Below are 24,045 nucleotides of genomic sequence, written 5' to 3'. Positions count from 1 at the left end.
CAGCCCTTGGCTGGCGTTAAAATACAAGCTTGAAGCTTATTTAAGCTTTAGGTCCTGCATTTTTTATATCGTCTGATACGTCATACTTAGCAAAGTTTTCAGTGAAGTCTGCGGCAAGTTTTGCTGCATATTCATTGTACTTAGCTTTATCTTCCCACGTGTTAATAGGATTAAGTAAGTTAGTATCTACACCTGGAACTGCTACCGGTACATCTAGGTTTAAAACATCAATGTGCTGAGTTTCAACACCCGCTAATTTACCAGATACGATTGCATCAATTACTGCACGAGTAGTTGGGATATCAAAACGTTTACCTGTGCCGTAAGGGCCGCCAGTCCAACCTGTATTCACAAGGTACACTTTAGCGCCAAACTCGCGTACACGCTTCATAAGAAGTTCAGCGTAAACACCAGCAGGACGTGGGAAGAATGGCGCGCCAAAACATGTCGAAAATGTTGATTCAATATCGCTAGTTGAACCAATCTCAGTAGAACCAACTTTTGCTGTGTATCCACTTAAAAAGTGAAAAGCAGCAGCTTCTTCGCTAAGTATAGAGACGGGTGGTAATACACCGCTTACATCACAAGTTAAAAATACAACAGCCTTAGGTTCGCCTGCGCGGTTTTCTACTTTACGTTTTTCAACGTGTTCAAGTGGATATGCTGCTCGGCTATTTTGAGTAAGGCTAGTATCGTTAAAATCTGGAACGCCTTTTTCATCTAACACTACATTTTCTAAAATAGTGCCAAAGCGAATAGCATTCCAAATTACAGGTTCATTCTTTTGTGACAGGTCGATACATTTAGCATAACAACCGCCTTCAATATTAAACACGCTTCCAGGTGCCCAGCCGTGCTCGTCATCACCAATTAGAAAGCGAGTAGGGTCTGCTGAAAGTGTTGTTTTACCCGTACCAGATAAACCGAAGAATAATGCTGTATCGCCTGCTTCACCAACATTAGCAGAACAGTGCATTGGTAATACACCTTTTGCTGGTAGTAGGAAGTTTTGTACAGAAAACATCGATTTTTTCATTTCACCGGCGTAACGCATACCTGCTAGTAATACTTTACGCTGTGCAAAGTTAATAATGACGGTGCCATCGCTATTTGTGCCATCACGTTCTGGCTCACATACAAACGAAGGAACGTTCATTACTTGCCATTGTGGTAAGTTTGAAGCGTTATAGTTCTGCGGTTCGATAAACATGTTTTTGGCAAAAATATGGTGCCACGCTGTTTCTGTAGTTACAACTACAGGTAGATAATGCTCAGGGTCTGCGCCAACTTCTAGGTGAGAGGTGAAGTGGTCATTACTTTGAACATGTGATTCTACGCGAGCCCATAATGCGTCAAATTTGTCTGCATCAAATGGACGATTAACATTGCCCCATTGAATATCATTTTGAGTTGTTGCTTCTTGTACAATAAAACGATCTTTTGGTGAACGACCAGTTCGTTTTCCTGTAATTGCAACAAAAGCACCATTTGCGGCTAAAGTACCTTCGCCACGGCGGATCGCATGCTCGACAAGTTCAGCTGCGGTTAAATCGACAAAACGTGTAGCGCCTGTAGTCATGTTTATACCTAACTATGTGTGAGAGTTTGAACGGATAGCTCTGGGGTTATCAGTGCCCTTAAACTGAAATTATAGTAACAGAAGGTTTTAAGATATTCGAGCCCGTAAAGCCTCTAAAAACACATATATTTAAGAAAAAACATGAATAATTTCAATGATACCGGTGTCATGAAACTAGCAAAAAAGATGACACCGGTATCATCTTTTTATAATATAAAACCGCATATTTTGCGGCTTTAATTACTATATATAGATGAAGCTGAACATTTAGTTGAAAATGCTTTTTATATCTTGTTCGTTAAAAACATACTCTTTTAAACAGTAATGACAGTTAATATTAACAGACCCTTTCTCAGCTACGTCTTTAAGTAGTTCTTCTTGTCCAATATTAACAAGCGCAGTAATTGTTTTATCACGACTACAACCACATTTGAATTTAATCGCTTGAGGTTCAAATACGCGAGGATTATCTTCGTGATAAAGGCGTGTAAGGACAGTATTAGCATCAAGGTGTAATAGTTCTTCATCTTTAATGGTGTTACTTAATGCTTCTAGGTGTGCAAAGTCTTCAATTGATTTTTGTTTATCAACTGGGAGTACTTGTAAAAATAGACCACATGCTTTTGCGCTACCTTCTGTTGTGTCGGTTGCAAACCAAAGGCGTGTTTTTAATTGCTCTGATTGCTCAAAGTAACTTTCGATACATTCACTCAGAGTATCATGCTCTAGCGGAACTATACCTTGGTAACGTTCACCCTTACTTGGTGTAATAGTGATCACCATATAGCCTTGACCAATAAGCTCTTTTACAGTTGTGCCCGTAATTTCGCTTTGCAGGCGTGCAATACCACGCATGTTTTGTTTATCATCACCATTTATAACTGCATATTTAACTGGGCCATCACCTTGAAGCTGTACTGCAATTTCACCTTCAAACTTTAAAGTGGCGGTTAATAAACAGGTTGCAACAAGTAACTCACCTAGTAATGCTTTAACAGGGTCTGGGTAATTATGGTCGGCAATCATTTCATTATAAGCATTCTCGATTTGTACGAGTTCGCCACGAACATCTAGTTCGTTGAATAAATAACGGTGAAGTAAATCTTGTTGCATGAGCGGCTATACCTAACTTGATTTCATTTTTAAAAGTTCGCGTCTTTGCTTTTTATCCGGTTTTTTATCCGGATGAGGAGCAAAAAAGCTGTTATTTTTGCGTGCGATGCTGTTTTCTTCGCGTTTAGCAATACTTGCATCAGATTCTTGATACATGGTCTGTGCAATGGGGGCGCTTTGACGTTTTTCAAGCACTGAGAGTATAGTTATCAGCTTTTCATCTACGCCCTGAGCCAGTTTTACTTTTGCGCCAACGTCTACTATTTTACTCGCTTTTGTACGTTGCCCATTATAATGTACTTTGCCGCCTTGCACCATTTCGCGTGCAACTGCACGAGTTTTATAAAATCGCGCAGCCCATAACCATTTATCTAATCGAACTTTTAACCCATCTACAGGGTCTGAGCTGGTATTAGCATTACTTTTTTTACTCATAAGGCATTTCCCCACGTTTTTATAGCTTAAAATTTATCATGAAATCATCGTAGGATGAAGGTATTACAACGGCAGTTTACTTTTTGTACTGTTATGTAAAGTTAATTTAATCTGTTTACAAAGTTTAATATTAGTGTGCTTGTTGAAAGAAAAATGAAAGGGTACTATGGGTACGCGCTAACGCAGTAAATTAAAATAAGAACACTATTTATGGAACAGCAAATCCAACAACTAAAACAATTTTTAACTCGTTTACCGCATGCTAAGTTAAGTGCATTAGTGACACTGTTAGTTGTTGTTTATCTTGCATTTTTATTATCAAAACTTGTTTGGCTTTTGTGGCCAAAACCACCAGTAACTCTACTTACCCCTACTCATTATGCTAACCAATCATCTGGTGCGAGTAACAACTCAGCGCAGCATATTATTGAGCAATTTTTATTTGGTAAAAAAACTGTAACAAACAACAATAATACTGCAAAGCAATCGCAGGTAATAAATAATGCGCCAGAAACGCGCTTAAGTATCAATTTAACCGGTATCGTAGCGGTTAATAACGATGACAAAGCAGGTATCGCAATTATTGAATCACAAGGTAAGCAAGTAAGCTATCTTGTTGATGAAGTAGTATCGGGTACGCGTGCTGAAGTTGCACAAATATTGCCGGATCGTATTATTTTGAGTGTTAATGGACGCTTTGAAACATTAATGCTTGATGGACTCGATTTCAGTAAGAAGGTGTCTATGCCAGTACTCGCTGCGCGTGATGATTCTGAAATGGGTCCGCAAAAATTAGAACCAAGTGATCTACAAATAGATGCCACTGCAGATCCGGACGTTAAAGAAGCAATTATAGAAACACGTGAAGAGTTACTCGAAGAGCCGGGCAAGCTGTTTGACTATATACGTGTTTCACAAGCCATGAATGATGGTGAGCTAATTGGATATCGCTTAAGTCCAGGTAAAGAGCCTGAGCTATTTAAGCAAATGGGTTTAAAAAATAACGATTTAGCCATTTCTATAAATGGCTATCAATTAACAGATTTAAAACAGGCTATGTCAGCTATTAATGAGCTGCGTAATAGTACAGATGCCAATATCACTATAGAACGTGATGGTGAACAAATTGATGTGCAATTTAGTCTGCAATAATTTAGCTTTGGAGTTTTAATACGATGGTTCAGGTGCTACACCTCAAAAAAATTAAAAAAGGGTTAGCTAAGTACGCAGCACTTTTTTTGGCGGCAAGTATTTCTTTGTCTGTTTCTGCTGTTGAATATGCTGCTAACTTTAAAGGAACTGATATCAATGAGTTCATTAACATTGTTGGTAAAAACCTTAATAAAACAGTAATTATTGACCCTAACGTGCGTGGAAAGGTAAATGTTCGCAGTTACGAGTTAATGGACGAAGCACTTTATTATCAGTTCTTCTTAAATGTATTGGAAGTTTATGGCTACTCAGCTGTTGAAATGGACAATGGCATAATTAAGGTAGAAAAAAGTTCAGACGCTAAAAAATCAAATGTGCCACTTATTGACGAAGGTAGTGAAGCTAGCGGCGACATGATGATTACGCGTGTTGTACGTGTTAAAAATGTAAGTGTGCAGGAGCTTGGTCCTCTAGTTCGTCAATTTAGCGATCAAAAAGATGGTGGCCACGTTGCTAACTTTAATGCGGCTAACGTAATGATGCTAACAGGTCATGCTGCATCGGTTAATCGCTTAGTTGAGATTATTCGCTCTGTTGATCAGGCGGGTGACAAGCGTGTAGACATCGTTAAGCTTAAATATGCGACGGCAGATGATGTTGTCTCTGTGGTAGATAATATTTATAAAGACAGCGGTAAAGGCAGTGTACCTGAATTCTTAATTCCAAAAGTTGTGGCTGATGGCCGAACTAATAGCGTTATTGTAAGCGGTGAAGGCCAAGCCCGTACACGTGCTATTGAACTAATTAAGCGCTTAGATGGTGAGTTAGAAAGCCAAGGTAATACTAAGGTGTTTTACCTAAATTATGCTAAAGCTGAAGATTTGGTCAAAGTATTGCAGGGTGTTAGTAAGTCACTTGTTGAAGATGCACAAGGCGGTACTACTAAAACTCGTAGCAGAAGCAATAATGAAAGCAGTATAGAGTCTCACCCAGACTCAAACTCATTAATTATTACCGCACAGCCAGACACAATGCGATCACTTGAATCTGTAATTGAACGCCTTGATATTCGCCGTGCCCAAGTACTAGTTGAAGCCATTATTATTGAAGTAATGGAAGGCGACGGGGTTAACTTAGGCCTGCAGTGGATTTCTGAGCAGGGCGGTATGCTGCAGTTTAACAACGGCACTACGGTTCCCGTGGGCTCGTTAGCTGTTGCTGCAGAGCAAGCACAAGATGTAACCGTTACTAAAAATATAATAGGAACAGAATCTGGTACGGTAACGCCGTATACGGAAACAACAGAAGGTGACTATGGTCCATTAGCCTCCTTACTTAGTGGCATTAATGGTTTAGCGCTGGGCGTTGTTAAAAATGATTGGGGCGCAATTATTCAGGCTGTTGCCACTGATACAAATTCAAATATTTTGGCTACCCCTTCTATTACTACAATGGATAACGAAGAAGCCTCTATTTTAGTCGGTCAAGAAGTACCTATTATTACAGGCTCACAAACAGGCAGTAATAATGCTAACCCATTTCAAACAGTTGAGCGTCAAGAAGTAGGTATTAAGCTGGTAGTTACGCCACAGATTAATGATGGTTCAGCAGTACAGCTTACTATTGAGCAAGAAGTATCGAGCGTAAGTGGTGCAACTGCGGTTGATATTTCAGTAAATAAGCGTTCAATTAAAACAACTGTTATGGCCGATGATGGCGGTATGGTTGTACTTGGCGGTTTAATTGACGAAGACGTACAAGAAAGCGTTTCTAAGGTGCCGTTATTAGGCGATATCCCTATTTTAGGACACCTGTTTAGATCAACAAATACAACGCGCCGTAAGCGTAATCTTATTGTGTTTATTCGCCCAACCATTATTCGTGATGGTGTAAGCATGAATAAGTTAAGCTTTAATAAATATAACTTTATTCGTGGTGAGCAGTTTAAACAAAAAGAAGACGGTATTGAGTTAATGCCAATGACTGATACGCCTATTTTACCTGAGTGGAATGACGAATTAGTACTTCCCCCTACGTATGAAGAGTCTCTGCGTAAACAAAATGCACAAGAGCGTAAAGATGACTAATGCGATTCAAGAGATAAACCAAGATGTGGTTCATCCTAAAACGCATAATCAGGATGAGCTATTAACGAGTGATGTGTTAGTTGAGTTACCAGCAAAGCGTTTGCCGTTTTCCTATGCAAGACGTGCAGGTGTGTTACTTGGCAAAAACAAAGATCACCGCATAGTTTACTACCGTGGTGAGCTAGATGTGGAAGTACTATTAGAAGTACGCCGTATCGCAGGCCATGGTTTTACACTTGAGCAATTGGCTGATGATAAATTTGAGCTATTGCTTGAAGCGTCATACCAACGTGATAGCTCTGAAACACAACAAATGATGGAAGATATTGGCAACGAGGTTGATTTATTCTCACTTGCTGATGAACTTCCGCAAACTGAAGATTTACTGGCTGGTGACGATGATGCGCCAATAATCAAGCTTATTAACGCCATGCTAAGTGAAGCGATTAAAGAAGGGGCTTCTGATATTCATATCGAAACCTTCGAGCAAGAGCTTGTTATTCGCTTTAGGGTCGATGGCGTGCTTAAAGAAGTACTTAAGCCTAATCGTAAACTTGCATCGTTACTTGTGTCTCGTATTAAAGTAATGGCTAAGCTTGATATAGCCGAAAAACGCATTCCACAAGATGGCCGTATTAGCTTACGTATTGCCGGGCGTGCAGTTGATGTGCGTGTGTCTACAATGCCATCGAGCTTTGGTGAGCGTGTAGTACTGCGTTTACTTGATAAAAACAACGCGCGTTTAAACCTTGAAGATTTAGGTATGACCGCAGATAACCGTGCATTGTTTTCAGATTTAATTAGTAAACCCCACGGCATTATTTTAGTAACAGGGCCAACGGGCTCTGGTAAAAGTACCACTCTATACGCTGGTATGAGCCAAATTAACTCACGCGATCGCAATATTCTTACCGTTGAAGATCCGATAGAGTACGAAATTCCAGGCATTGGGCAAACACAAGTTAATGCAAAAGTTGATATGACATTTGCACGTGGTTTACGTGCAATATTACGCCAAGATCCTGATGTAGTAATGGTGGGTGAAATACGCGACCTTGAAACTGCGCAAATTGGTGTTCAAGCGTCACTTACCGGCCACCTTGTTATGTCTACTCTGCATACTAATACCGCATCGGGTGCAATTACACGTATGGAAGATATGGGTGTTGAACCATTCTTACTTTCATCGTCGTTACTCGGTGTGTTGTCGCAACGGCTAGTACGTACATTGTGTAATACCTGCAAAGAAGGTCACACGGCTGATGAGCATGAATGCCAGCTGTTAGGGGTTCCTTTTGAAAGCCAACCGACAATTTATCGAGCAGTAGGGTGTGAAGAGTGTAACTTTAATGGCTATCGTGGTCGTACGGGTATTCACGAGTTACTTGTAGTTGATGAAACAATACGCGAAATGATTCACAACGGTAAAGGCGAGCAAAGCGTAGAGAAATACATTCGTAAGCGCAGCCCAAGTATTCGCCAAGATGGTTGTAGCCGTGTACTTGTAGGTAAAACAACACTTGAAGAAGTATTGCGTGTTACCCGTGAGGAAGGTTAACTATGGCGGCGTTTGAATACCGTGCCTTAGATGGCCGAGGTAAAGAAAAAAAAGGCATTTTAGAAGCTGATACAGCTAAACAAATTCGCCAAACTTTACGTGATCAAAAACTTACGCCGCTTGAAGTTGTCCCTGCGGCGCAAAGTGATAAACAAGTCAAAGGCGAAAAAGCCCCTTTACTCGGTGGCTTTTTTAAGCCTACAATTTCAACCTCAGACTTAGCATTAATTACAAGGCAATTAGCAACACTTATTCAATCGGCACTTCCTGTTGAAGGCGCTGTTATGGCGGTTGCTGAGCAATGCGAAAAGCCGCGTTTAAAGCGGATGCTTATGTCGGTACGCTCAAAAGTAGTCGAAGGTTACACCCTTGCCGATGGTCTTAGTGAGTTTCCTCATGTTTTTGACGACTTATATCGTGCAATGGTAGCCGCAGGCGAAAAGTCGGGTCACCTTGACCAAGTACTTAATCGTTTAGCCGACTATACCGAGCAGCGCCAACATATGCGTAGCCAAATAACTCAGGCTATGGTTTACCCCATTATATTAGTGGTATTTGCAATTGGTATTGTGTCGGTATTACTGGGCACCGTAGTACCAAAAATATTAAAAACGTTTGAAAAAACGAAACAAGTACTTCCTTGGACAACCGAATGGGTTATGGCAGGCAGCCATTTTGTGCAAAATTATTGGTTTATTAGTTTAATAGCGATTACAGCTATAGCCATTGGTATTAAGCATGCACTTAAGCAGCCTAAAATACGTTTTTGGTGGGATGACCGAGTGCTACATATGCCAGGTATAGGTAAAGTGGCTCGTGGTATTAACACCGCACGTTTTGCGCGTACTTTAAGTATTTTATCGTCAAGCTCGGTACCATTGCTCGAGGGGATGCGTATCTCGGGCGGTGTATTAATTAACGAAAAAATTAAAAAAGCGGTTGCAGATGCATCCGATAGAGTGAGTGAGGGTGCAAGCTTAAGAGCTGCACTTCAGCAAACTAAGTTGTTTCCACCAATGATGCTGCATATGATAGCAAGTGGTGAAAAATCAGGTGAACTAGAGCAAATGTTAGAGCGTGCTGCAAATAACCAAGATCGCGAATTTGAGAGCATGGTTAATGTATCGCTTAAACTACTAGAGCCTGCGATGATCGCCTCAATGGCGGTTATTGTATTATTTATAGTAATGGCAATATTGCAGCCAATAATGGCGATGAATAAAGCTGTTGGACTTTAAGTTAGAATAAACTTTTAAATATATTAATGGTTTTACCTAAACCATTTTTACTTAATGTTTTTAGAATAATGAGGTAATTACGTGAATAAACAATCAGGTTTTTCTTTACTAGAAGTGATGGTGGTACTGGTTATCATCGGAATGATTATGTCAATTGTTGCACCTAACATTATGGGTCAGCAAGAAGAGGCTGCTATCGATAAAGCGCATCTAGATATTCAACAATTAGAAGATGCAATGAGCTTATACAAGCTTAAAAATAAGAGCTACCCAAGCACAGAGCAAGGTCTTGAAGCGCTAGTTACTCAAACAAGCATTGAACCGGTTCCAAAACGTTTCCCTGACGGTGGTTTTATTAATGAATTACCAGAAGATCCATGGGGTAATCTATATCAGCTAATTAGCCCAGGTGAAATTGGCAAGTTTGATATTTTTTCTATGGGCCCAGATGGTGAAGTAGGTACTGATGACGATATCGGTAACTGGGACGAAGAAAAACAATAATGTTTAAGTACACTGCTTTGTATGAACATGTTAATGCTAGAGGCTTGCTATGAAAGCAAGCCTTAAGCAGCGCCATGCAAAAAGCAGAGGCTTTAGTTTAATAGAAATTTTAGTGGTATTAGTGATCATCGCTTTTGCTACAAAAATGGTGGTATATAGCTTAGAAGGCGGTGCTGAGGAAGAGTTAGATACTCAAGCATTAAGGCTGCATACCACCATTAACATGGCATCGGAATTTGCCATTTTAAACCAAGTTGAATTGGGCTTATTAGTAGAAGAAAATACGTTAGAGTATTTAGTTTTCGATGGTGAAAAGTGGATTACCTTTGACCGTGAAGACCTTTTTAAACCAATAGAGTTAGATGAAAGATTAAAGCTCACTCTTAACTTAGAAGATTTAGCGTGGGCGCAAGATAACCTCTTAGAGCAATCTAACTGGCGCGAACTTATGAGTGGCGGCGATGAAGACAGCTTACTTGAGCTTAAAAAGTTGAAAATCCCACAAGTACTTATTTTGTCATCAGGTGAGGTAAGCGCGTTTCAACTTATATTAGAGTTAAAAGAGCAAAGCGAGCCTGTGTATTACATTGAAGGTGAATTTGCTGCACCAGTAAACTTTCGCCGAGAGCCAGAATAATGAAGCGCACTAAAGGGTTTACCTTATTAGAGGTATTAGTGGCATTAAGTATTTGTGCCATGGCGGGTATAGCTGCAATGCAAGCAACAAGCGAGCACATACACCACTTAACGACTATTGAAGAGCAAACCTATGCATCTTGGGTCGCCGAAAACGTTATTATTGAACAGCGTACTAAAGGCGAACAATGGCAAGGCAAAAATAACCTTAAAGGCAGCGAAGTAATGGGCGGTGTTGAATGGTTTTGGCAGCAAGAAGTAACAGCCACTGCTGACAAAAGCTTTGTTAAGTTAACCATAAATGTTTTTACGGATGAAAAATATGAGCATTCGGCATATGAGTTATCAACGTATCTAAATAAAGGCAAAAAGTAAGTGAAGCAGCGCGGGTTTACATTACTTGAAGTTATGGTAGCACTGGGTATTTTAGCTTTTGTTATTATTGCTACTCATCAAATATTAGAGACGACAACAAGAGCAAAAGATGCCTCCGATGAAAAAATTGCTGAGTTAAATGGGTTGCAAACAACATTTAGGTTAATGGATCAAGATTTTAGCCAAATGACTAAACGTGCAGTACGAAACGAATCTGGTGATGTTCAAGAACAATATTTACTTGCTGGTCGTTACGTTTTAGAAAGCCAATACGATGGTATTGCGTTTGTACGAGATGGCTGGATAAATCCAATTAATTTATTGCCACGTTCAGAACTACAAGCCGTTGGTTATAGAGTGATAGACGATAACCTTGAGCGTGTTTATCGGGTTTATGTTGATCAGCTTGATAATATGGAACCGCGAGTTCAACGTATACTAGAAAATGTTGAAGAGCTTAAGTTTGAGTTTTTAGATGATAAAAACGAATGGCAAGAACAGTGGGAAATTAAAGCTCTCCCTAAAGCGGTTGCTGTTACTTTGCAACAAATAGAAGCAGAGCCAATTCGTCGTGTATTTTTAGTTCCTGGGCAAGGCAAAGTTGTTGCTACACAAAGTACGGATGTGAATAATGGTTAAGCAGCAATCATCGCGCGGCGCAGCACTTGTTATTGTTTTGTTTATTGTGGCATTAGCGGCTATTTTAGCAGTAGAAATGAGTGCTAATTTAATGGTTCAAGTGCAAAAAAGCACTAATTTGCAAGGTCATCAGCAAGCTAAATGGTACGCCTACGGTGCAGAAGAGCTTGCTATTAAAGGGCTAATACAAAGTAAAAAAGATGATGCTGATAAAACAACACTTGATCAAGTTTGGGCAACTCAAGGTGATGCTTCATACCCTGTTGATAACGGCACGTTAAGTGGCAAAATTACTGATTTACAAGCATGTTTAAATTTAAATGCTTTAGCCATAGCGCCAGAAGAAAATAGCGCAAGTAAAACAAACCCTGCACATAAAGCACTATTTGCATTACTTGAAAACATTGAAGATTTACCTGCTGATGAATCAGAAGAGACAATGGCAGATAGCGTATTTGATTGGCTTGACGAGGACAGTATTACATATCGCTCAGGCGCAGAAGAAGACGAGTATTTATCACGAGATTTTCCGTATATGACAGCCAATAGTTTATTTGCATCAACATCGGAATTACGCTTGGTTAAGGGCTTTAACCCATTAGTGATGGAAAAAGTACTGCCATATGTATGTGTAATACCAGGCAGTACGCTTTTATCTATTAACGTAAATACATTAATCCCAGAGCAAGCACTCATACTCAGTGCCTTAATAGAAAGCTTAAGCTTATCTGGCGCAGAAGCGGTGTTAGGCGCAAGACCGCAAACTGGCTTTGACACCATCGATGAATTTTTTGAACAGGTGAAGCAGCAAGGCGGTACTAATACTGACTCAATAAAAAGTCTATTTAGTATTAAAAGCGAATATTTTAAATTACAAACGCAGGCAAACTTTGTCGACCTGCGTTTTTCGATGACCACATTACTGCACGCTAAAGACGGTGACGTAACGATACTGGCGCGAAAATTTGGAGGCGTACAGTGACAGAAATACTGTTGATCCGCACGGGTCAAACCGAACAAGAATTGCTTAATTGGTTAATTTACTCACCACAAGAACAAGAAATAATAGCCAGTGGCGAGTTACCAAATGCAGAGCATTTAAGTGAGCTAAGCGAAAAAGCACTTACCCGAGAAGTGGTCGTGTTGTTACCCAGTGATCAAGTGCAATTAAAAACGGTCGCTTTGCCAACAAAATGGAATCGCAAGCTTGAGCAAGCATTGCCATACATGCTTGAAGAAGACATAGCATGTGACGTAGATGAACTGTTTATAGCAGTAGCGCAGCCGACAATGCTTGGTGAGCAACATGCAATTCGTGTAGCAATGACAGACCGTGAATGGTTTGAACAATGGCTCGCATTATTTGTAGAGCATAATCTATCAGTATACAGAATATTACCCGATGCTTTGTTGTTACCGCTTGCAGATGATGGCGCAGTTACCGCTATCGAGCTCAATAACCAATGGTTATTTAAGCAGGGGCAATGGCATATAGGTGCGGTTGAATCTAGTTGGTTAAATGGCTACTTAACAGCCATGGGTAATCCTGATATTAAGCATTTTAGCCCAGCTAGTCAGTTTCCAGAAAGCGTTAACTTACAAGCGCAAACGAGTGAGTACGACTTACCTCTAGCATTATTTGCAAAGCAGTTAGATAGCGTTAACTTTAACTTACGCCAAGGTATGTATCAGCTTAAAAAACAAAGCGCTTTATGGTGGGGTTACTGGAAAGGCGCCGCAATTATAGCAAGTGTTGCATTGGTTTCTACTATTACAATAAAAGCTATTGAGTTACACCAACTTAATACACAAGTAGAAGTAGCTAAAGATCAAGTAGTCGACAGATACCAAAAAGCATTCCCAGGAACTAAAGTTCGCCCCAATCTAATTAAAAGCCAAATTAAAGGCGCGTTAGATAAAGTGCAAGGCTCAAGTGAGTCGGGCTTTTTAGACTTAACGACTAATTTGGTTGATGTATTTTCGCAAGTCAGCGAATTTACACCTGAAACACTTCGTTATGACAAACGTCGCAATGAGCTGCGCATTCGTGCACGTGCTAAAGACTTCCAAACCTTTGGTAAAGTAAAAATCATACTTGAAAAACAAGGTTTAACTGTTGAGCAAGGGTCTTTAAATAACGACGGTGATTATGTCGTTGGTGAAATTAAACTGCGAGGTGCAGTATGAAAAAGCAGTTAATGCAACAATGGCGCTCGCTTAAAGAGCAAGAACAACAATTGGTAATGGTCGCTGGTGGCGTGTTTATTATTTTTGTTTTAGTAATGGGAATATTTCGACCATTAAATAATGCGATAGAAAAGGCACAGCAATCTCAAATTAAACAACAAGAGCTATTAGCTTGGGTTGATGAAAGCATTGTTAAGCTAAAGGCTGCGGGTAACACCAGTGTTGCTAGCAATGCAAACTTAAGCCAAATTGTTAATTCTACACGTGGGCGCCATCAAATAAGTATTAGTAAAATGCAGCCAAGTAGTGATTCGCTACGTTTGACGCTCGACTCTGTAGAATTTAATCAGTTAATAGAGTGGTTAGATGAGCTAGTGAATCAACACGGCTTAAAAATTGAAAACTTAGATTTGAGCCGCGATGATAAATCAGGCTATGTGCGTGTAAGCCGTTTAGTATTAGAGAATTAATTAATGAAAAAAATAATAACGTTATCGGCTGTCTTTTTAATTAGTTTTATTGTGTTTTGTATTATTAAATTACCAGCACATATTGCACTAGATATAGCAAAACCGTACTTTCCAAAGCAATTAGAAGTAGGGCAAACTGTAGGCACTGTTTGGCAAGGTCAAATGATGCAAGTTCGTTTTGATGGTGAACAGTTAAATAATGTTCGCTGGGACATTGCTGGCTGGAAGTTATTTACAGGCAAGCTAAATGCGAATGTGAAGTTTGGTAATGCACGAGAGCGTAGTGATATCTCGGGTTATGCTGATGTAAGTTATGGGCTTTTTAATCAAGAAGTTAAAGTGACTGACGGCCTAGTGCGCTCAACAGTAGAGCGTGCAATGCAGCGCGTGCAGCTTCCCCTACCTGTAACCGCTAAAGGGCGTGTAATTTTAGAACTTGATGAATACAGCTCAGGTGCACCTTATTGTGATTCACTAAAAGGTGAAATAGCGAGCCCTAATATTGACGTGCAAGGCTTAAATGGGTGGTTTAATATTGGCCCTCTGGCTGGTAAGTTAAGCTGTAAGTCGGGCGATATTGCTATATTAATTGACCCAGATAATACGCTTGGCCTTGTGGCAGATGCTACACTTAAAGCTAATTTCGACTTTAGTGTGGCAGGTTATGTAAAACCAGATGCTAGCTTACCTAAAGATGTACATGATGCGGTTAAATTTTTAGGCCGACCAGATAGCCAAGGTCGTTACCCGCTCAACTTTTAATGTTTGAATATAAAGAGTTTTAATGCAAATACCCCAATTTACTGAGCTGCACGCAAAGCAGCTCAGCACATTTTTAAATACCCAATCTCAAGCAATGACCCTTCAACAAAGCCAAGGCTATTTATTTGGCGTTATTTGCTCGCCCAATCCATTAGATGTGCATGAGTGGCTTGAGCAGATATTACCAAATACAGCTAATGATTTAGATGAAGAAGTACTTTTCTTGTTTATGGCGCTATACCATAAAATTAGTGAGCAAGTATTTGAAACAGGATACAAACTACCCGTTGAGTTTACTATTGAGTTTTGTAAACCATGGAGCGAAGGCTTTTTAGTGGCTACTAAAGCATATGCAGAGCCACTTTTAAATGCACCTGAGTTAGATGCTGAATTTAAAGAAGCATTAGAGAGTGCATTAAGTACACTGAGCTTTTTTGCTCTTGATCAGCAAGCAATTACTCAGATTGCTCAGCAAAATAGTATGACTAAAGAAGCCTTATGCCAGTATCAATATGAATCAATGGGTGACTTTGCACTAGGCTTTGCGGAGCTCATAGAAGTTGTTGCCATTAACAGTGGTTTAATAACTGATGACAGCTGGGACGAATAGTTTTAGCTTAAGCGCTTAGGTAATCTAAGCGCTTAGTTCTAATACAATATCAGTACAGCCTTGCTTACACTTTACCATACCTTTACCAGGCTCGCAGGTGGCTAAATCAAGTGTTAAAACTCCATTACATTTCTCACACTTTAACGTTTTGCCTTGTGCTAATTGTTTAAGCATGTTGCGCTGTTTATGAAATGAGTCGCTTGCTTTTTTATTTAATCCTGAAAAATCCACTACTTTGCTCGCTTTTGCTCTAATGCTTCAGTCACTATTTTACATACTGTATTTAAACGATCGCCATAAAAATAAAGGTTTAAGTCACGTTCACGACAATAGCGTAGGTGAAATAACTGAACAGAGTCATCTGTTGTAAACGTTTTTTCTACGTACTCCCCCTCAGATTCAGACAATTTAAGTTGACTGCTGATCCTATTTTTAGCCATATTTGCAGCAGGGCTTCTGTTAACCTTACTTGCATCACTTAAAAAACCAATGCCTTCACCTAATAACCTTTCGCGAGGTTCTTTTATAAGCGGATGATCGATTGTAAAAAAGGCAAGGATCACAACTACCAAAATAATAAATTTTTTCATGGATACGTAAACCTTGATCTAAGTAGGGTTGAATTACCATGCAGTGTAATAAACTGCATTTTAAAAGCAAGTAACTGGGATGAATAAATTATTAGCGATCTATGCCAGTAATTTTAACCAACATTGTTATAATGGTTAACAGCAGTCAGATATTTCTGAAATATCTGAAAGTATTCGAGAAGGCAATTTATTAAAGTAAATCTGCCTAGCAAGTAACTTGCTAGCTTTAAGTATAGAGTACTTGAGTATTGCTGGATTTTTATTTCCAAGCGGCGTTGAGGAACTTCGATGGACAAACAAATTAAAGTAAAGAATATCCCTGTAGAGGTGAAAATCCAAAAACCGGATTTAAGCCGTCAAGATGATAGGTTCAATCCCCGAAATCGTATTTATGTGCGTGCCGTAAAAGGCCTACATCAATTACTTAGGCAGCGCATTGGCTTTTTAGGCCTACTTGCGTTTATGTTACTTCCTTGGATTAATTTTAACGGCCAGCAAGCAGTGCTGTTTGATCTAATTGGTCAAAAATACAATATTTTTGGTTTAACGCTATGGCCTCAAGATTTTACCATATTAGCGTTTATTTTTATGCTGGCAGCATTTGCGCTGTTTTTAGTGACCACCTTCTATGGACGGGTGTGGTGTGGCTACACATGTCCGCAAACTGTTTGGACCTTTATTTTTATTTGGTTTGAAGAAAAGCTTGAGGGCACGGCTAATCAGCGTAAAAAACTCGATCAAAGACCCATGAATTTTGATAAGTTTTGGCGTAAAACGGCAAAGCATACTAGTTGGGTATTGTTTTCGTTATATACCGCTATTTCTTTTGTGGGTTACTTTACGCCAATCAGAGAGTTACTTCCTGATTTTGTAACGTTTAACGTGGGTGGTTATGCACTAGTCAGTATTATTTTCTTTGCTGCGTGTACCTATGGTAATGCCGGTTGGATGCGAGAAATTATGTGTTTACACATTTGCCCTTACTCACGTTTTCAATCAGCTATGTTTGATAAAGATACATACACTGTAACGTACGACGAAAGCCGTGGTGAAAGCCGTGGTCCTCGTTCACGTAAAGTAGATCATGAAGATTTAGAGCTAGGCGACTGTATCGACTGCAACCTGTGTGTTCAAGTGTGCCCAACAGGTATTGATATTAGAAATGGGCTGCAAGCTGAGTGTATTAACTGTGGTGCATGTATTGATGCGTGTGATGGCGTAATGGATAAAATGGAATACCCGCGTGGACTTATTTCATATACGACAGAGCGAAACCTCGAAACCCCAGAAAATAAAACGAATCCACTACGAGCTAAAATCATTGGTTACACGGTCATACTTGTTGTGCTTACGGGAGCACTTGTAGCTAATATAGCGCTGCGTAAAACAATGGACTTTGATATCATTCGTGATCGAAACCAATTATATCGTGTCGATTTTGATGGTTTAGTAGAGAACACCTATACATTAAAGGTAATTAATAAAGCGCAGTACGAGCAAACCTTTAATATTAAAGTACAAGGGTTAGATAACTTTAAGTATATTGGTAAGCAGTCATTTACTGTGCAGGCAGGGCAATCTCATAATGTGCCATTGTCGCTTGTAATGGACCCTTATGATTTAAAAGCGCCAATGACAGAGTTTAATTTTGTGCTTTCACCGGTAGATGAGCCGGATGAAACAATATCGCAGTCGAGTAACTTTTTTAAAGCGCGATAATCACAACCTACCTTAAATAGGTAAGTTGATATAGCAATTAACAAAAGCGGGTATATAACCCGCTTTTTATTTTATATAAGAAGAGTATGAGTAAATTTAGTTTTATTGACTTAACACCTGACCTAATACTCGATGCAATAGAAAGCGTAGGTGTGTACGCTGAATCTGGTTTGTTGGCACTCAATAGCTATGAAAACAGAGTGTACCAATTTAAAGCCGATGATGGCCTGCGTTACGTAGTGAAGTTTTATCGCCCAGAGCGCTGGAGTAAAGAGCAAATTCAAGAAGAGCATGATTTTGCATTTGAACTGGCAGAAGCGGAAGTGCCTGTTGTTGCCCCTATTTTATATAATGGGCAAAGCTTGTTTGAACACGAAGGTTATTTGTTTGTGTTGTTTCCAAGTGTCGGCGGGCGTTTATTTGAGGTTGATAACTTAGACCAGCTTGATGTAATGGGGCGTTTAATTGGCCGTATGCACCAAGTAGCTAAAACAAAGCCTTTTACTTATAGGCCAACAGTTACTTGCGAGGAGTATTTACATACAGCCAAAGTTCATCTTCAAAAAAGTAACTTAGTGCCTATGGGAATAAATACTGCCTTTTATACTATTTTAGATTTAGTGATAGAGCAGGCGCAAAAACAGTATAAAGATGTGCAAAGTATTCGCTTACATGGTGACTGCCACGTTGGTAATATTTTGTGGGCAGGTGATGCGCTAATGTTTGTTGATTTAGATGACAGCCGCCAAGGTCCTGCAATCCAAGATTTATGGATGATGCTCAGTGGCGATAGAGCGACGCAACTGTTACAGTTAGACACCCTTGTGAGTGCGTATGAAGAGTTTTGTGATTTTGATCACTCTCAACTCAAATTAATTGAACCGCTGCGAGCGATGCGTATTATCCATTATATGGGATGGGTAGCTAAACGATGGAGCGATCCTGCCTTTGTGCGGAACTTTACATGGTTTGCTGATGACAAATACTGGGAGCAACAAATTTTAGCACTGAAGGAGCAACTTGCAGCACTGCAAGAAGCACCGTTAAAGTTATTGCCGTAATATTTTATTTAAAGACAAGTACAACGAGATACAAATGCTTAAAAAATTAAAACTGAGTTTATTACTTTTATGTTTACCATTTGCAGCACTTGCTGCACAGTTTGAAGTTGATAATCAATACACTGTTATTGATGTAGACAAAAGTACATCACCACAAGTAACCGAGTTTTTCTCATTTTACTGTCCACATTGCTTTAAGTTTGAACCAGTAGCAAAAGCAATTGAACAAGGCTTGCCAGAAGGCGCGGAGTTTATTAAAAACCACGTGAACTTTTTAGGTGGCGTGTCGCCACAAGCACAAAGTAATTTAAGCTTTGCCTACTTAATTGCTAAGCAGCATGGTCAGGCGCAGAGTATTAGCGATCAAATTTTTAAAAGTATTCATGTTCAGCGTGCTCCTTTAACTGAAATGAAAGACGTTAAAAAATTACTTGAAGTAAACGGTATTGATAGCGCAACGTTTGATCAAGAAATTGCAAGCATGCCAGTTATTTCGGCTGAGCAAGCAATGCAAAACAAACAAAATAAATATTCAAAATTAGGCGCACTTACAGGTGTACCTACTTTTATTGTTAACGATAAATATAAAATAAACCTCAACACCATCAAAAATCAAAAAGAACTTGATGAGTTAGTAGCGTTTTTATTAGCACTATAAATTTCGGAGCATAATAATGATTAAATTAGTTAAAGCAGGTTTGCTTGCAGTACTACTTCCTATGGCGGCAACAAGCTTTGCAGCAACGTATGAAGAAGGCGTGCATTACGACGTTGTTTCTGAGCGCGCAACAAAAAAGCCAGAAATTAAAGAGTTTTTCTCATTTTACTGCCCTGCATGTAATAACATGGAAGCACTAATTGGTGAGTTTAAGCCTAAGCTTGATAAAAACGTTAAATTTAAAAAGAGCCATGTTGATTTTGTAGGTGTACGCGACCCAGAAAACCAACAGATGATGAGCCAAGCACTCGCTACTGCAGAAGTGCTTCCGCAAAAAGATAAAATTGTCTCTGCAATCTTTAATCATATTCATACAAAGCGCGCTAGTTTTAATGAGCTTGCAGATGTAAAAGATATATTTGTAGCGCAGGGCGTTGATGGCGATAAGTTTGATAAGCTGTTTAAAAGCTTCTCGGTACGTACGCTGAGCTCTAAAATGAAACGCGATCAAGACTACTTTAAAGAAAAAGGCGCACTACGTGGCGTACCTACATTTATTGTAAATGGTAAGTATAAATTAAACCTAGGTCGTGAGTCGGGTATTACTGAACCAGAAGATATTAGCAAACTGATTAATTACTTAGCTAACAAGTAAGTTTAGCTAAAACTAAAAAAGCTCCTACAAGGAGCTTTTTTTATGGGTAACGTTTACTGAGCGTATTTATTTGCGCTGCAAGAAAACACCCGACTCAATGTGATGTGTATATGGGAACTGATCAAATATAGCAAAGCGCTTAACGTTGTGCGTACGTGTTAGGTGATCAAGGTCACGCTCAAGGGTTTCAGGATTACACGATATATAAATTATGCTTTCGTAGTTAGCTACTAAGTTACACGTTAATTCATCCATGCCCGCGCGCGGTGGATCAACTAATATGGTTTGGCAGTCATAGCTTTTAAGGTCAATACCGTCTAAACGAGAGAAAGTACGCTCGCCATTCATTGCTTGAGTAAACTCTTCACTAGACATACGAATAATATCTAAGTTCTCTACGTTATTTTTAGCAATATTGTATTGAGCAGAATGAACAGATGATTTTGATATTTCTGTTGCTAATACTTTATTAAAACAGCCCGCTAACGCAATTGAAAAGTTACCGTTACCGCAATACAGTTCTAATAAATCATTTTTAAGTGGTTTACATAAATCTTGCGCCCACTCCAGCATATTAATATTTACTTTTGCATTAGGCTGAGTAAAGCTATTTTCTACTTGTTGATAAATAAGCTCTTGACCATTAACTGTTAAACGCTCAGTTACAAAGTCATCACCCAGCACTTCTTTTTGTTTGCGAGCACGGCCGATAAAGTCAATTTTGTATTTACTGCTTAGTTTTTCTTTAAGCGCTTTAATTTCACTTAACCATTCATCATCAAGTGGTTTGTGATAAAGCAAGCTTACTAAAATTTCACCACTTAGAGTGGATAGGTAATCGATTTGAAATAACTTACGACGTAATATTTCACAAGGCTTAAGATGCTCAATCATCACCTGCATTATTTCACCAACTAGAGGCGCTGCTGGATCAAATGTATCAACACGGATTTTTTCTTTTGTTTGTTGATCAAACATAATGTGAAACAGATCGTCACCGTCGTGCCATACTCTAAATTCAGCACGTTGGCGGTAGTTAGTTGGCTCTGAGCTAAATACTTCTAGTTGCTCCACACCAAAACGTTGGAACTGTGCACTAATACGCTGCTCTTTTTCACTTAACTGCGTTTGGTACTGTGTGGTATCTATTTTAATAACTGCCATTAACGCTACTACCTTATCTAAGATCTGTTTATCGGCGCTATTGTAGGGAGCGCTGCGTATTTGTCTAGTTTTGGCTAGCATTTATGCTGTTTTATTGAACATTGTACTTTAGTTTTTGTTGTTATAGCCGATAATAAACTACGCACGCTTAGGAGACGAATCATGAAAATAGGTAATTATGGCTTTACGCCAAACAACAACATCAATAAATTCAATAATAAAGCTGATATACAGCAACCTACAATTACGTCTCCTCAAGATAGCTATCAACAACGAGGCCGAGAGTTGGCCGCAAAGGTGCTTGGCGATAAAATGGCTGAGCAGCTTGGATTGCCTATCGCAGAAAAAAAAGCAGATAAACCACTATTTGATTTTGATGAAATAGTAAAAAACGTACTCGATTTTGTAAGTAGTGCTGTTAATAAAGCAAAAGCTAATGGCGCTGATGACGAAAAGCTCAAAGATATGTTAGGCGACGCGCGCAAAGGAGTCCAAATAGGGATTGACGACGCTGTTGATGAACTCAAAGGTACAGGTGTATTTAATGATGACATGGAAGAGGGGATTAATAAGTCCAAAGAGGGAATTTACAATGGGCTCGATAAGTTTGAAGAGTCGTTATTTAACCCACAACCTGCCAGCGTAAATATAAGCCAGGCTCAATATGTCAGTATGACGAGTAATGCAGAGTATAAATTTACCACCGCAGAGGGTGACGAGGTAAGTATTAGCTTTGCAGATGCATTTGAATCTCAGTCGGCAAGTGGCTATCAGCAAAACAGTAATAGCGAGTCGTTTGCAAGCTCATCATCGCAATCTCGACAGGTATCATTTTCGATGTCGGTTAATGGTGACTTAAATGAGCAAGAGCAAGAAGCTATTAATGCAATGATGGAAGACTTACAAGATTTAAGTAAAACCTTTTTTGGTGGTGATTTAGATGAAGCATTTGAACAAGCGCAAGAGCTGAGTTTAGACAGCGATCAGCTGGTGGCTTTTTCTATGGATTTACGCCAAACAAAAACAATAGCAACAGTTAAAAGCTATGAAGAATATAGACCAGCACCAGAAAAACGAGTAGCGGAAGGTTTAGCTCCTTTTAATGATGACCTTAAAAATGCTTTTGAAAAAGCGGGTGAGCTTGGATTACAAAATCAGCTAGCTGGCATTCTCCAATGGTTAAATCAAGATCAGGAGCAAATAGATAAGTTAGTGGATTACACAAAGTCTATGTTCGAAAATCTTAATCAGTTAAATTCGGCAGCCGACGAGCTTGCTGATTTAGAAACCACGCAAAGTTAAACTACTTTCTTTTATAAATACCTCATGGCAAACTGCCGTTCTTAAAGTAAAGTGGGAACGGTAGTTTGTCAGCGCATATAATGGTCTTTGATTCAGGTATTGGTGGAACTACTGTACTTGAGCATATAAAGCAAAGTATCCCCAATGCTCAGTACAGTTATTTTATGGATAATGCATTACTACCTTATGGTGCTCAATCCCAAAAAACAATCATTAACCGATTATGCTCACTTATTCATTTCATCAAAGCTAATACGCTTAACGTTGATTTAATTGTAATAGCGTGTAATACCGCTTCTACATCTGCACTTAGCGCTGTTCGCCAAATGACAGATATTCCTATAGTAGGTGTTGTGCCAGCAATAAAGCCTGCGGCAGAGTTAACACGTTCAAATCATATTGGCTTATTAGCCACACCGGCAACGGTCGCCAGTTCATACACTAAAACATTAATTACTGAGCATGCACGTAATGTAACCGTTAATCTATATAGCAGTGTGGAGTTAGTAACTTTAGCTGAGCAATACTTTTTTACAGAGTCTTTGGATACAAACAAGTTGCATCAAGTGCTTGATGACCTACATATAGATAAAACTATAGATGTACTTGTATTAGGATGTACGCACTTTCCAATATTAGCAGAGCCTATTAGTCAATATTTTGAAGGGAATGTAAAATTACTTGATTCAGGTGTAGCGATAGCAAACAGAGTCAACTACCTACTTAACCAACTTAACTTCTGTGTGAATAAACTAACAGACATAAAAAAGCCGCTGCAATATTATGCAACGGCTGATGTGTTTAGCAATAAGCTAGCGGTAAAGCTAGTTACACTGACTGATCCGTCTCAGTACGTAGAGCATTAGAATCATCTTCTTGTTTTTGTTTTGCTTCACGTACCTTTAAAGTACGTTGTTGGAACTCGCTATCGTTCAAGTTAGCAATTGCATTGTCTGCATCAGCTTGCGCCATTTCAACAAAACCAAAGCCACGACGCTTGCCAGTATTCTTATCCTTTAATAAACGGACATTGAATACTTTGCCTTGTTCTTCAAATAATGCACGAACCACACCTTCGTTTGCACGATAAGGAAGGTTACCAACATAAAGCGTTTTTGTTTTAACTTCAGCTTCTTCAGTCACATCAGATGACATTGCAGCAATAGCAATCGCACCTATTAATAAACCAGCACCAAATAGTAATGCAGGGTTTAAAGCTAAGCCGCCTAAAGCAAACTCAACAACAACAAAACCAACTACAGCAAGAATAACAGAGAAGATAAAAGATTTTTGATCGGGTAATTTCATTTTAGATCTACCAATAAACAGGAAATAAACATTAATTTAACATTGTGAACTTGCTATCTTAACGTCTAAATCAAACATAGCAATGATATTTGTATTAAATAATAAATAAGAGCACAAAAAAGCATCATCTTAGGAAGGTTTTCATATGGTTTTACATGGTTTTGTTCTATTTTTGTTCGAACAGTAAAAAGATCTAAAAAAAGGGTTGATCTGTTTTCGGATCTCCCTATAATGCGACCCCAC

General features: G+C 39.2%; 26 protein-coding genes. 19 read left to right on the top strand and 7 right to left on the bottom strand.

All coding sequences use genetic code 11. The features are described from left to right. Window positions 1-40 precede the first annotated feature (40 nt). The 3 genes from GQR46_RS02195 to hslR all read right to left on the bottom strand — a co-directional run bounded on the left by GQR46_RS02195 (window position 41) and on the right by hslR (window position 3,127). Window positions 41-1,579 (bottom strand): phosphoenolpyruvate carboxykinase, encoded by a 1,539-nt coding sequence (locus GQR46_RS02195; protein WP_007586595.1) that lies wholly within the window; start codon window positions 1,577-1,579, stop codon window positions 41-43. 267 nt (window positions 1,580-1,846) lie between these two features. Continuing rightward, the gene (hslO, locus tag GQR46_RS02190; protein WP_007586592.1) at window positions 1,847-2,692 is read right to left on the bottom strand and encodes an Hsp33 family molecular chaperone HslO; all 846 of its coding nucleotides are present in this window, start codon (window positions 2,690-2,692) and stop codon (window positions 1,847-1,849) included. Between the two features lie 12 nt (window positions 2,693-2,704). After that, entirely contained in the window at window positions 2,705-3,127 is a 423-nt protein-coding gene (gene hslR / locus GQR46_RS02185; protein ID WP_007586590.1) for a ribosome-associated heat shock protein Hsp15, read from the bottom strand. Between the two features lie 210 nt (window positions 3,128-3,337). Between hslR and gspC the strand changes: the two genes are divergently transcribed. From gspC to GQR46_RS02120, 13 genes are all read left to right on the top strand, one after another. After that, window positions 3,338-4,279 carry a type II secretion system protein GspC gene (gene gspC / locus GQR46_RS02180; RefSeq protein WP_010555417.1) on the top strand — a complete coding sequence of 314 codons (942 nt, stop codon included), beginning with the start codon at window positions 3,338-3,340 and terminating at the stop codon, window positions 4,277-4,279. Between the two features lie 23 nt (window positions 4,280-4,302). Further along, window positions 4,303-6,366 carry a type II secretion system secretin GspD gene (gene gspD / locus GQR46_RS02175; protein ID WP_024591434.1) on the top strand — a complete coding sequence of 688 codons (2,064 nt, stop codon included), beginning with the start codon at window positions 4,303-4,305 and terminating at the stop codon, window positions 6,364-6,366. Continuing rightward, window positions 6,359-7,924, top strand: coding sequence for a type II secretion system ATPase GspE (gene gspE / locus GQR46_RS02170; protein WP_010555415.1), 1,566 nt, complete (start codon window positions 6,359-6,361; stop codon window positions 7,922-7,924). Before gspD ends, gspE begins: the two co-directional genes overlap by 8 nt. A gap of 2 nt (window positions 7,925-7,926) precedes the next feature. Then, window positions 7,927-9,162 (top strand): type II secretion system inner membrane protein GspF, encoded by a 1,236-nt coding sequence (gspF, locus tag GQR46_RS02165; RefSeq protein WP_002962033.1) that lies wholly within the window; start codon window positions 7,927-7,929, stop codon window positions 9,160-9,162. An 81-nt stretch (window positions 9,163-9,243) separates the two neighbouring features. Then, entirely contained in the window at window positions 9,244-9,666 is a 423-nt protein-coding gene (gene gspG, locus GQR46_RS02160; protein ID WP_007586585.1) for a type II secretion system major pseudopilin GspG, read from the top strand. Window positions 9,667-9,715: 49 nt separating this feature from the next. Next, window positions 9,716-10,303: a prepilin-type N-terminal cleavage/methylation domain-containing protein gene (locus GQR46_RS02155; RefSeq protein ID WP_010555414.1), complete on the top strand. Its 588-nt coding sequence runs from the start codon at window positions 9,716-9,718 to the stop codon at window positions 10,301-10,303. After that, window positions 10,303-10,677 carry a type II secretion system minor pseudopilin GspI gene (gspI, locus tag GQR46_RS02150; RefSeq protein WP_002962039.1) on the top strand — a complete coding sequence of 125 codons (375 nt, stop codon included), beginning with the start codon at window positions 10,303-10,305 and terminating at the stop codon, window positions 10,675-10,677. Before GQR46_RS02155 ends, gspI begins: the two co-directional genes overlap by 1 nt. Further along, a complete protein-coding gene (gene gspJ / locus GQR46_RS02145) occupies window positions 10,678-11,316 on the top strand; it encodes a type II secretion system minor pseudopilin GspJ (RefSeq protein WP_165739665.1) in 639 nt (212 codons plus the stop codon). Next, window positions 11,309-12,298 carry a type II secretion system minor pseudopilin GspK gene (gspK, locus tag GQR46_RS02140; RefSeq protein ID WP_165739663.1) on the top strand — a complete coding sequence of 330 codons (990 nt, stop codon included), beginning with the start codon at window positions 11,309-11,311 and terminating at the stop codon, window positions 12,296-12,298. The genes gspJ and gspK overlap by 8 nt, the downstream gene beginning before the upstream one ends. Further along, window positions 12,295-13,503: a type II secretion system protein GspL gene (gene gspL, locus GQR46_RS02135; RefSeq protein ID WP_165739660.1), complete on the top strand. Its 1,209-nt coding sequence runs from the start codon at window positions 12,295-12,297 to the stop codon at window positions 13,501-13,503. Before gspK ends, gspL begins: the two co-directional genes overlap by 4 nt. Then, window positions 13,500-13,973 carry a type II secretion system protein M gene (locus GQR46_RS02130; protein ID WP_024597722.1) on the top strand — a complete coding sequence of 158 codons (474 nt, stop codon included), beginning with the start codon at window positions 13,500-13,502 and terminating at the stop codon, window positions 13,971-13,973. The genes gspL and GQR46_RS02130 overlap by 4 nt, the downstream gene beginning before the upstream one ends. 3 nt (window positions 13,974-13,976) lie before the next feature. Continuing rightward, complete coding sequence (locus GQR46_RS02125) at window positions 13,977-14,735, top strand: type II secretion system protein N (RefSeq protein ID WP_165739658.1); 759 nt, start codon at window positions 13,977-13,979, stop codon at window positions 14,733-14,735. A 22-nt stretch (window positions 14,736-14,757) separates the two neighbouring features. Next, on the top strand, window positions 14,758-15,345 hold the full coding sequence (locus GQR46_RS02120; protein ID WP_165739656.1) for a UPF0149 family protein: 588 nt from the start codon (window positions 14,758-14,760) through the stop codon (window positions 15,343-15,345). 24 nt (window positions 15,346-15,369) lie between these two features. Here the strand turns inward: GQR46_RS02120 and GQR46_RS02115 are convergent, their stop codons facing one another. Continuing rightward, window positions 15,370-15,576 carry a hypothetical protein gene (locus tag GQR46_RS02115; protein ID WP_165729494.1) on the bottom strand — a complete coding sequence of 69 codons (207 nt, stop codon included), beginning with the start codon at window positions 15,574-15,576 and terminating at the stop codon, window positions 15,370-15,372. After that, window positions 15,576-15,935, bottom strand: a complete 360-nt coding sequence (locus tag GQR46_RS02110) for a hypothetical protein (protein WP_165729493.1) — start codon at window positions 15,933-15,935, stop codon at window positions 15,576-15,578. The genes GQR46_RS02115 and GQR46_RS02110 overlap by 1 nt, the downstream gene beginning before the upstream one ends. Before the next feature lie 288 nt (window positions 15,936-16,223). On the opposite strand from GQR46_RS02110, the gene ccoG reads away from it, so the two are divergent. The 4 genes from ccoG to GQR46_RS02090 all read left to right on the top strand — a co-directional run bounded on the left by ccoG (window position 16,224) and on the right by GQR46_RS02090 (window position 20,028). Then, window positions 16,224-17,654 carry a cytochrome c oxidase accessory protein CcoG gene (ccoG, locus tag GQR46_RS02105; protein WP_024591440.1) on the top strand — a complete coding sequence of 477 codons (1,431 nt, stop codon included), beginning with the start codon at window positions 16,224-16,226 and terminating at the stop codon, window positions 17,652-17,654. 86 nt (window positions 17,655-17,740) lie between these two features. Beyond that, window positions 17,741-18,715 (top strand): serine/threonine protein kinase, encoded by a 975-nt coding sequence (locus GQR46_RS02100; protein WP_010555410.1) that lies wholly within the window; start codon window positions 17,741-17,743, stop codon window positions 18,713-18,715. 34 nt (window positions 18,716-18,749) lie between these two features. Then, window positions 18,750-19,373: a thiol:disulfide interchange protein DsbA/DsbL gene (locus GQR46_RS02095; protein ID WP_007586563.1), complete on the top strand. Its 624-nt coding sequence runs from the start codon at window positions 18,750-18,752 to the stop codon at window positions 19,371-19,373. 16 nt (window positions 19,374-19,389) lie between these two features. Further along, window positions 19,390-20,028 (top strand): thiol:disulfide interchange protein DsbA/DsbL, encoded by a 639-nt coding sequence (locus GQR46_RS02090; RefSeq protein WP_010555409.1) that lies wholly within the window; start codon window positions 19,390-19,392, stop codon window positions 20,026-20,028. A gap of 66 nt (window positions 20,029-20,094) precedes the next feature. Here GQR46_RS02090 and trmA read toward each other — a convergent pair whose 3' ends face one another. Beyond that, entirely contained in the window at window positions 20,095-21,192 is a 1,098-nt protein-coding gene (gene trmA, locus GQR46_RS02085) for a tRNA (uridine(54)-C5)-methyltransferase TrmA (protein ID WP_165739654.1), read from the bottom strand. A gap of 162 nt (window positions 21,193-21,354) precedes the next feature. On the opposite strand from trmA, the gene GQR46_RS02080 reads away from it, so the two are divergent. After that, a complete protein-coding gene (locus GQR46_RS02080; RefSeq protein ID WP_165739652.1) occupies window positions 21,355-22,494 on the top strand; it encodes a DUF5610 domain-containing protein in 1,140 nt (379 codons plus the stop codon). A 65-nt stretch (window positions 22,495-22,559) separates the two neighbouring features. Continuing rightward, window positions 22,560-23,360, top strand: a complete 801-nt coding sequence (murI, locus tag GQR46_RS02075; RefSeq protein WP_007582858.1) for a glutamate racemase — start codon at window positions 22,560-22,562, stop codon at window positions 23,358-23,360. Here the strand turns inward: murI and GQR46_RS02070 are convergent. Beyond that, the gene (locus GQR46_RS02070; protein WP_007582860.1) at window positions 23,323-23,802 is read right to left on the bottom strand and encodes an RNA-binding protein; all 480 of its coding nucleotides are present in this window, start codon (window positions 23,800-23,802) and stop codon (window positions 23,323-23,325) included. The genes murI and GQR46_RS02070 overlap by 38 nt on opposite strands. Window positions 23,803-24,045: the final 243 nt, after the last annotated feature.

The sequence above is a fragment of the Pseudoalteromonas sp. Z1A6 genome, from assembly GCF_011378745.1.
GTDB classification, from domain to species: Bacteria; Pseudomonadota; Gammaproteobacteria; order Enterobacterales; family Alteromonadaceae; genus Pseudoalteromonas; species Pseudoalteromonas arctica.
Note: the sequence above shows the minus strand (reverse complement) of the source record. Positions and strands in the feature narration are given on the sequence as shown.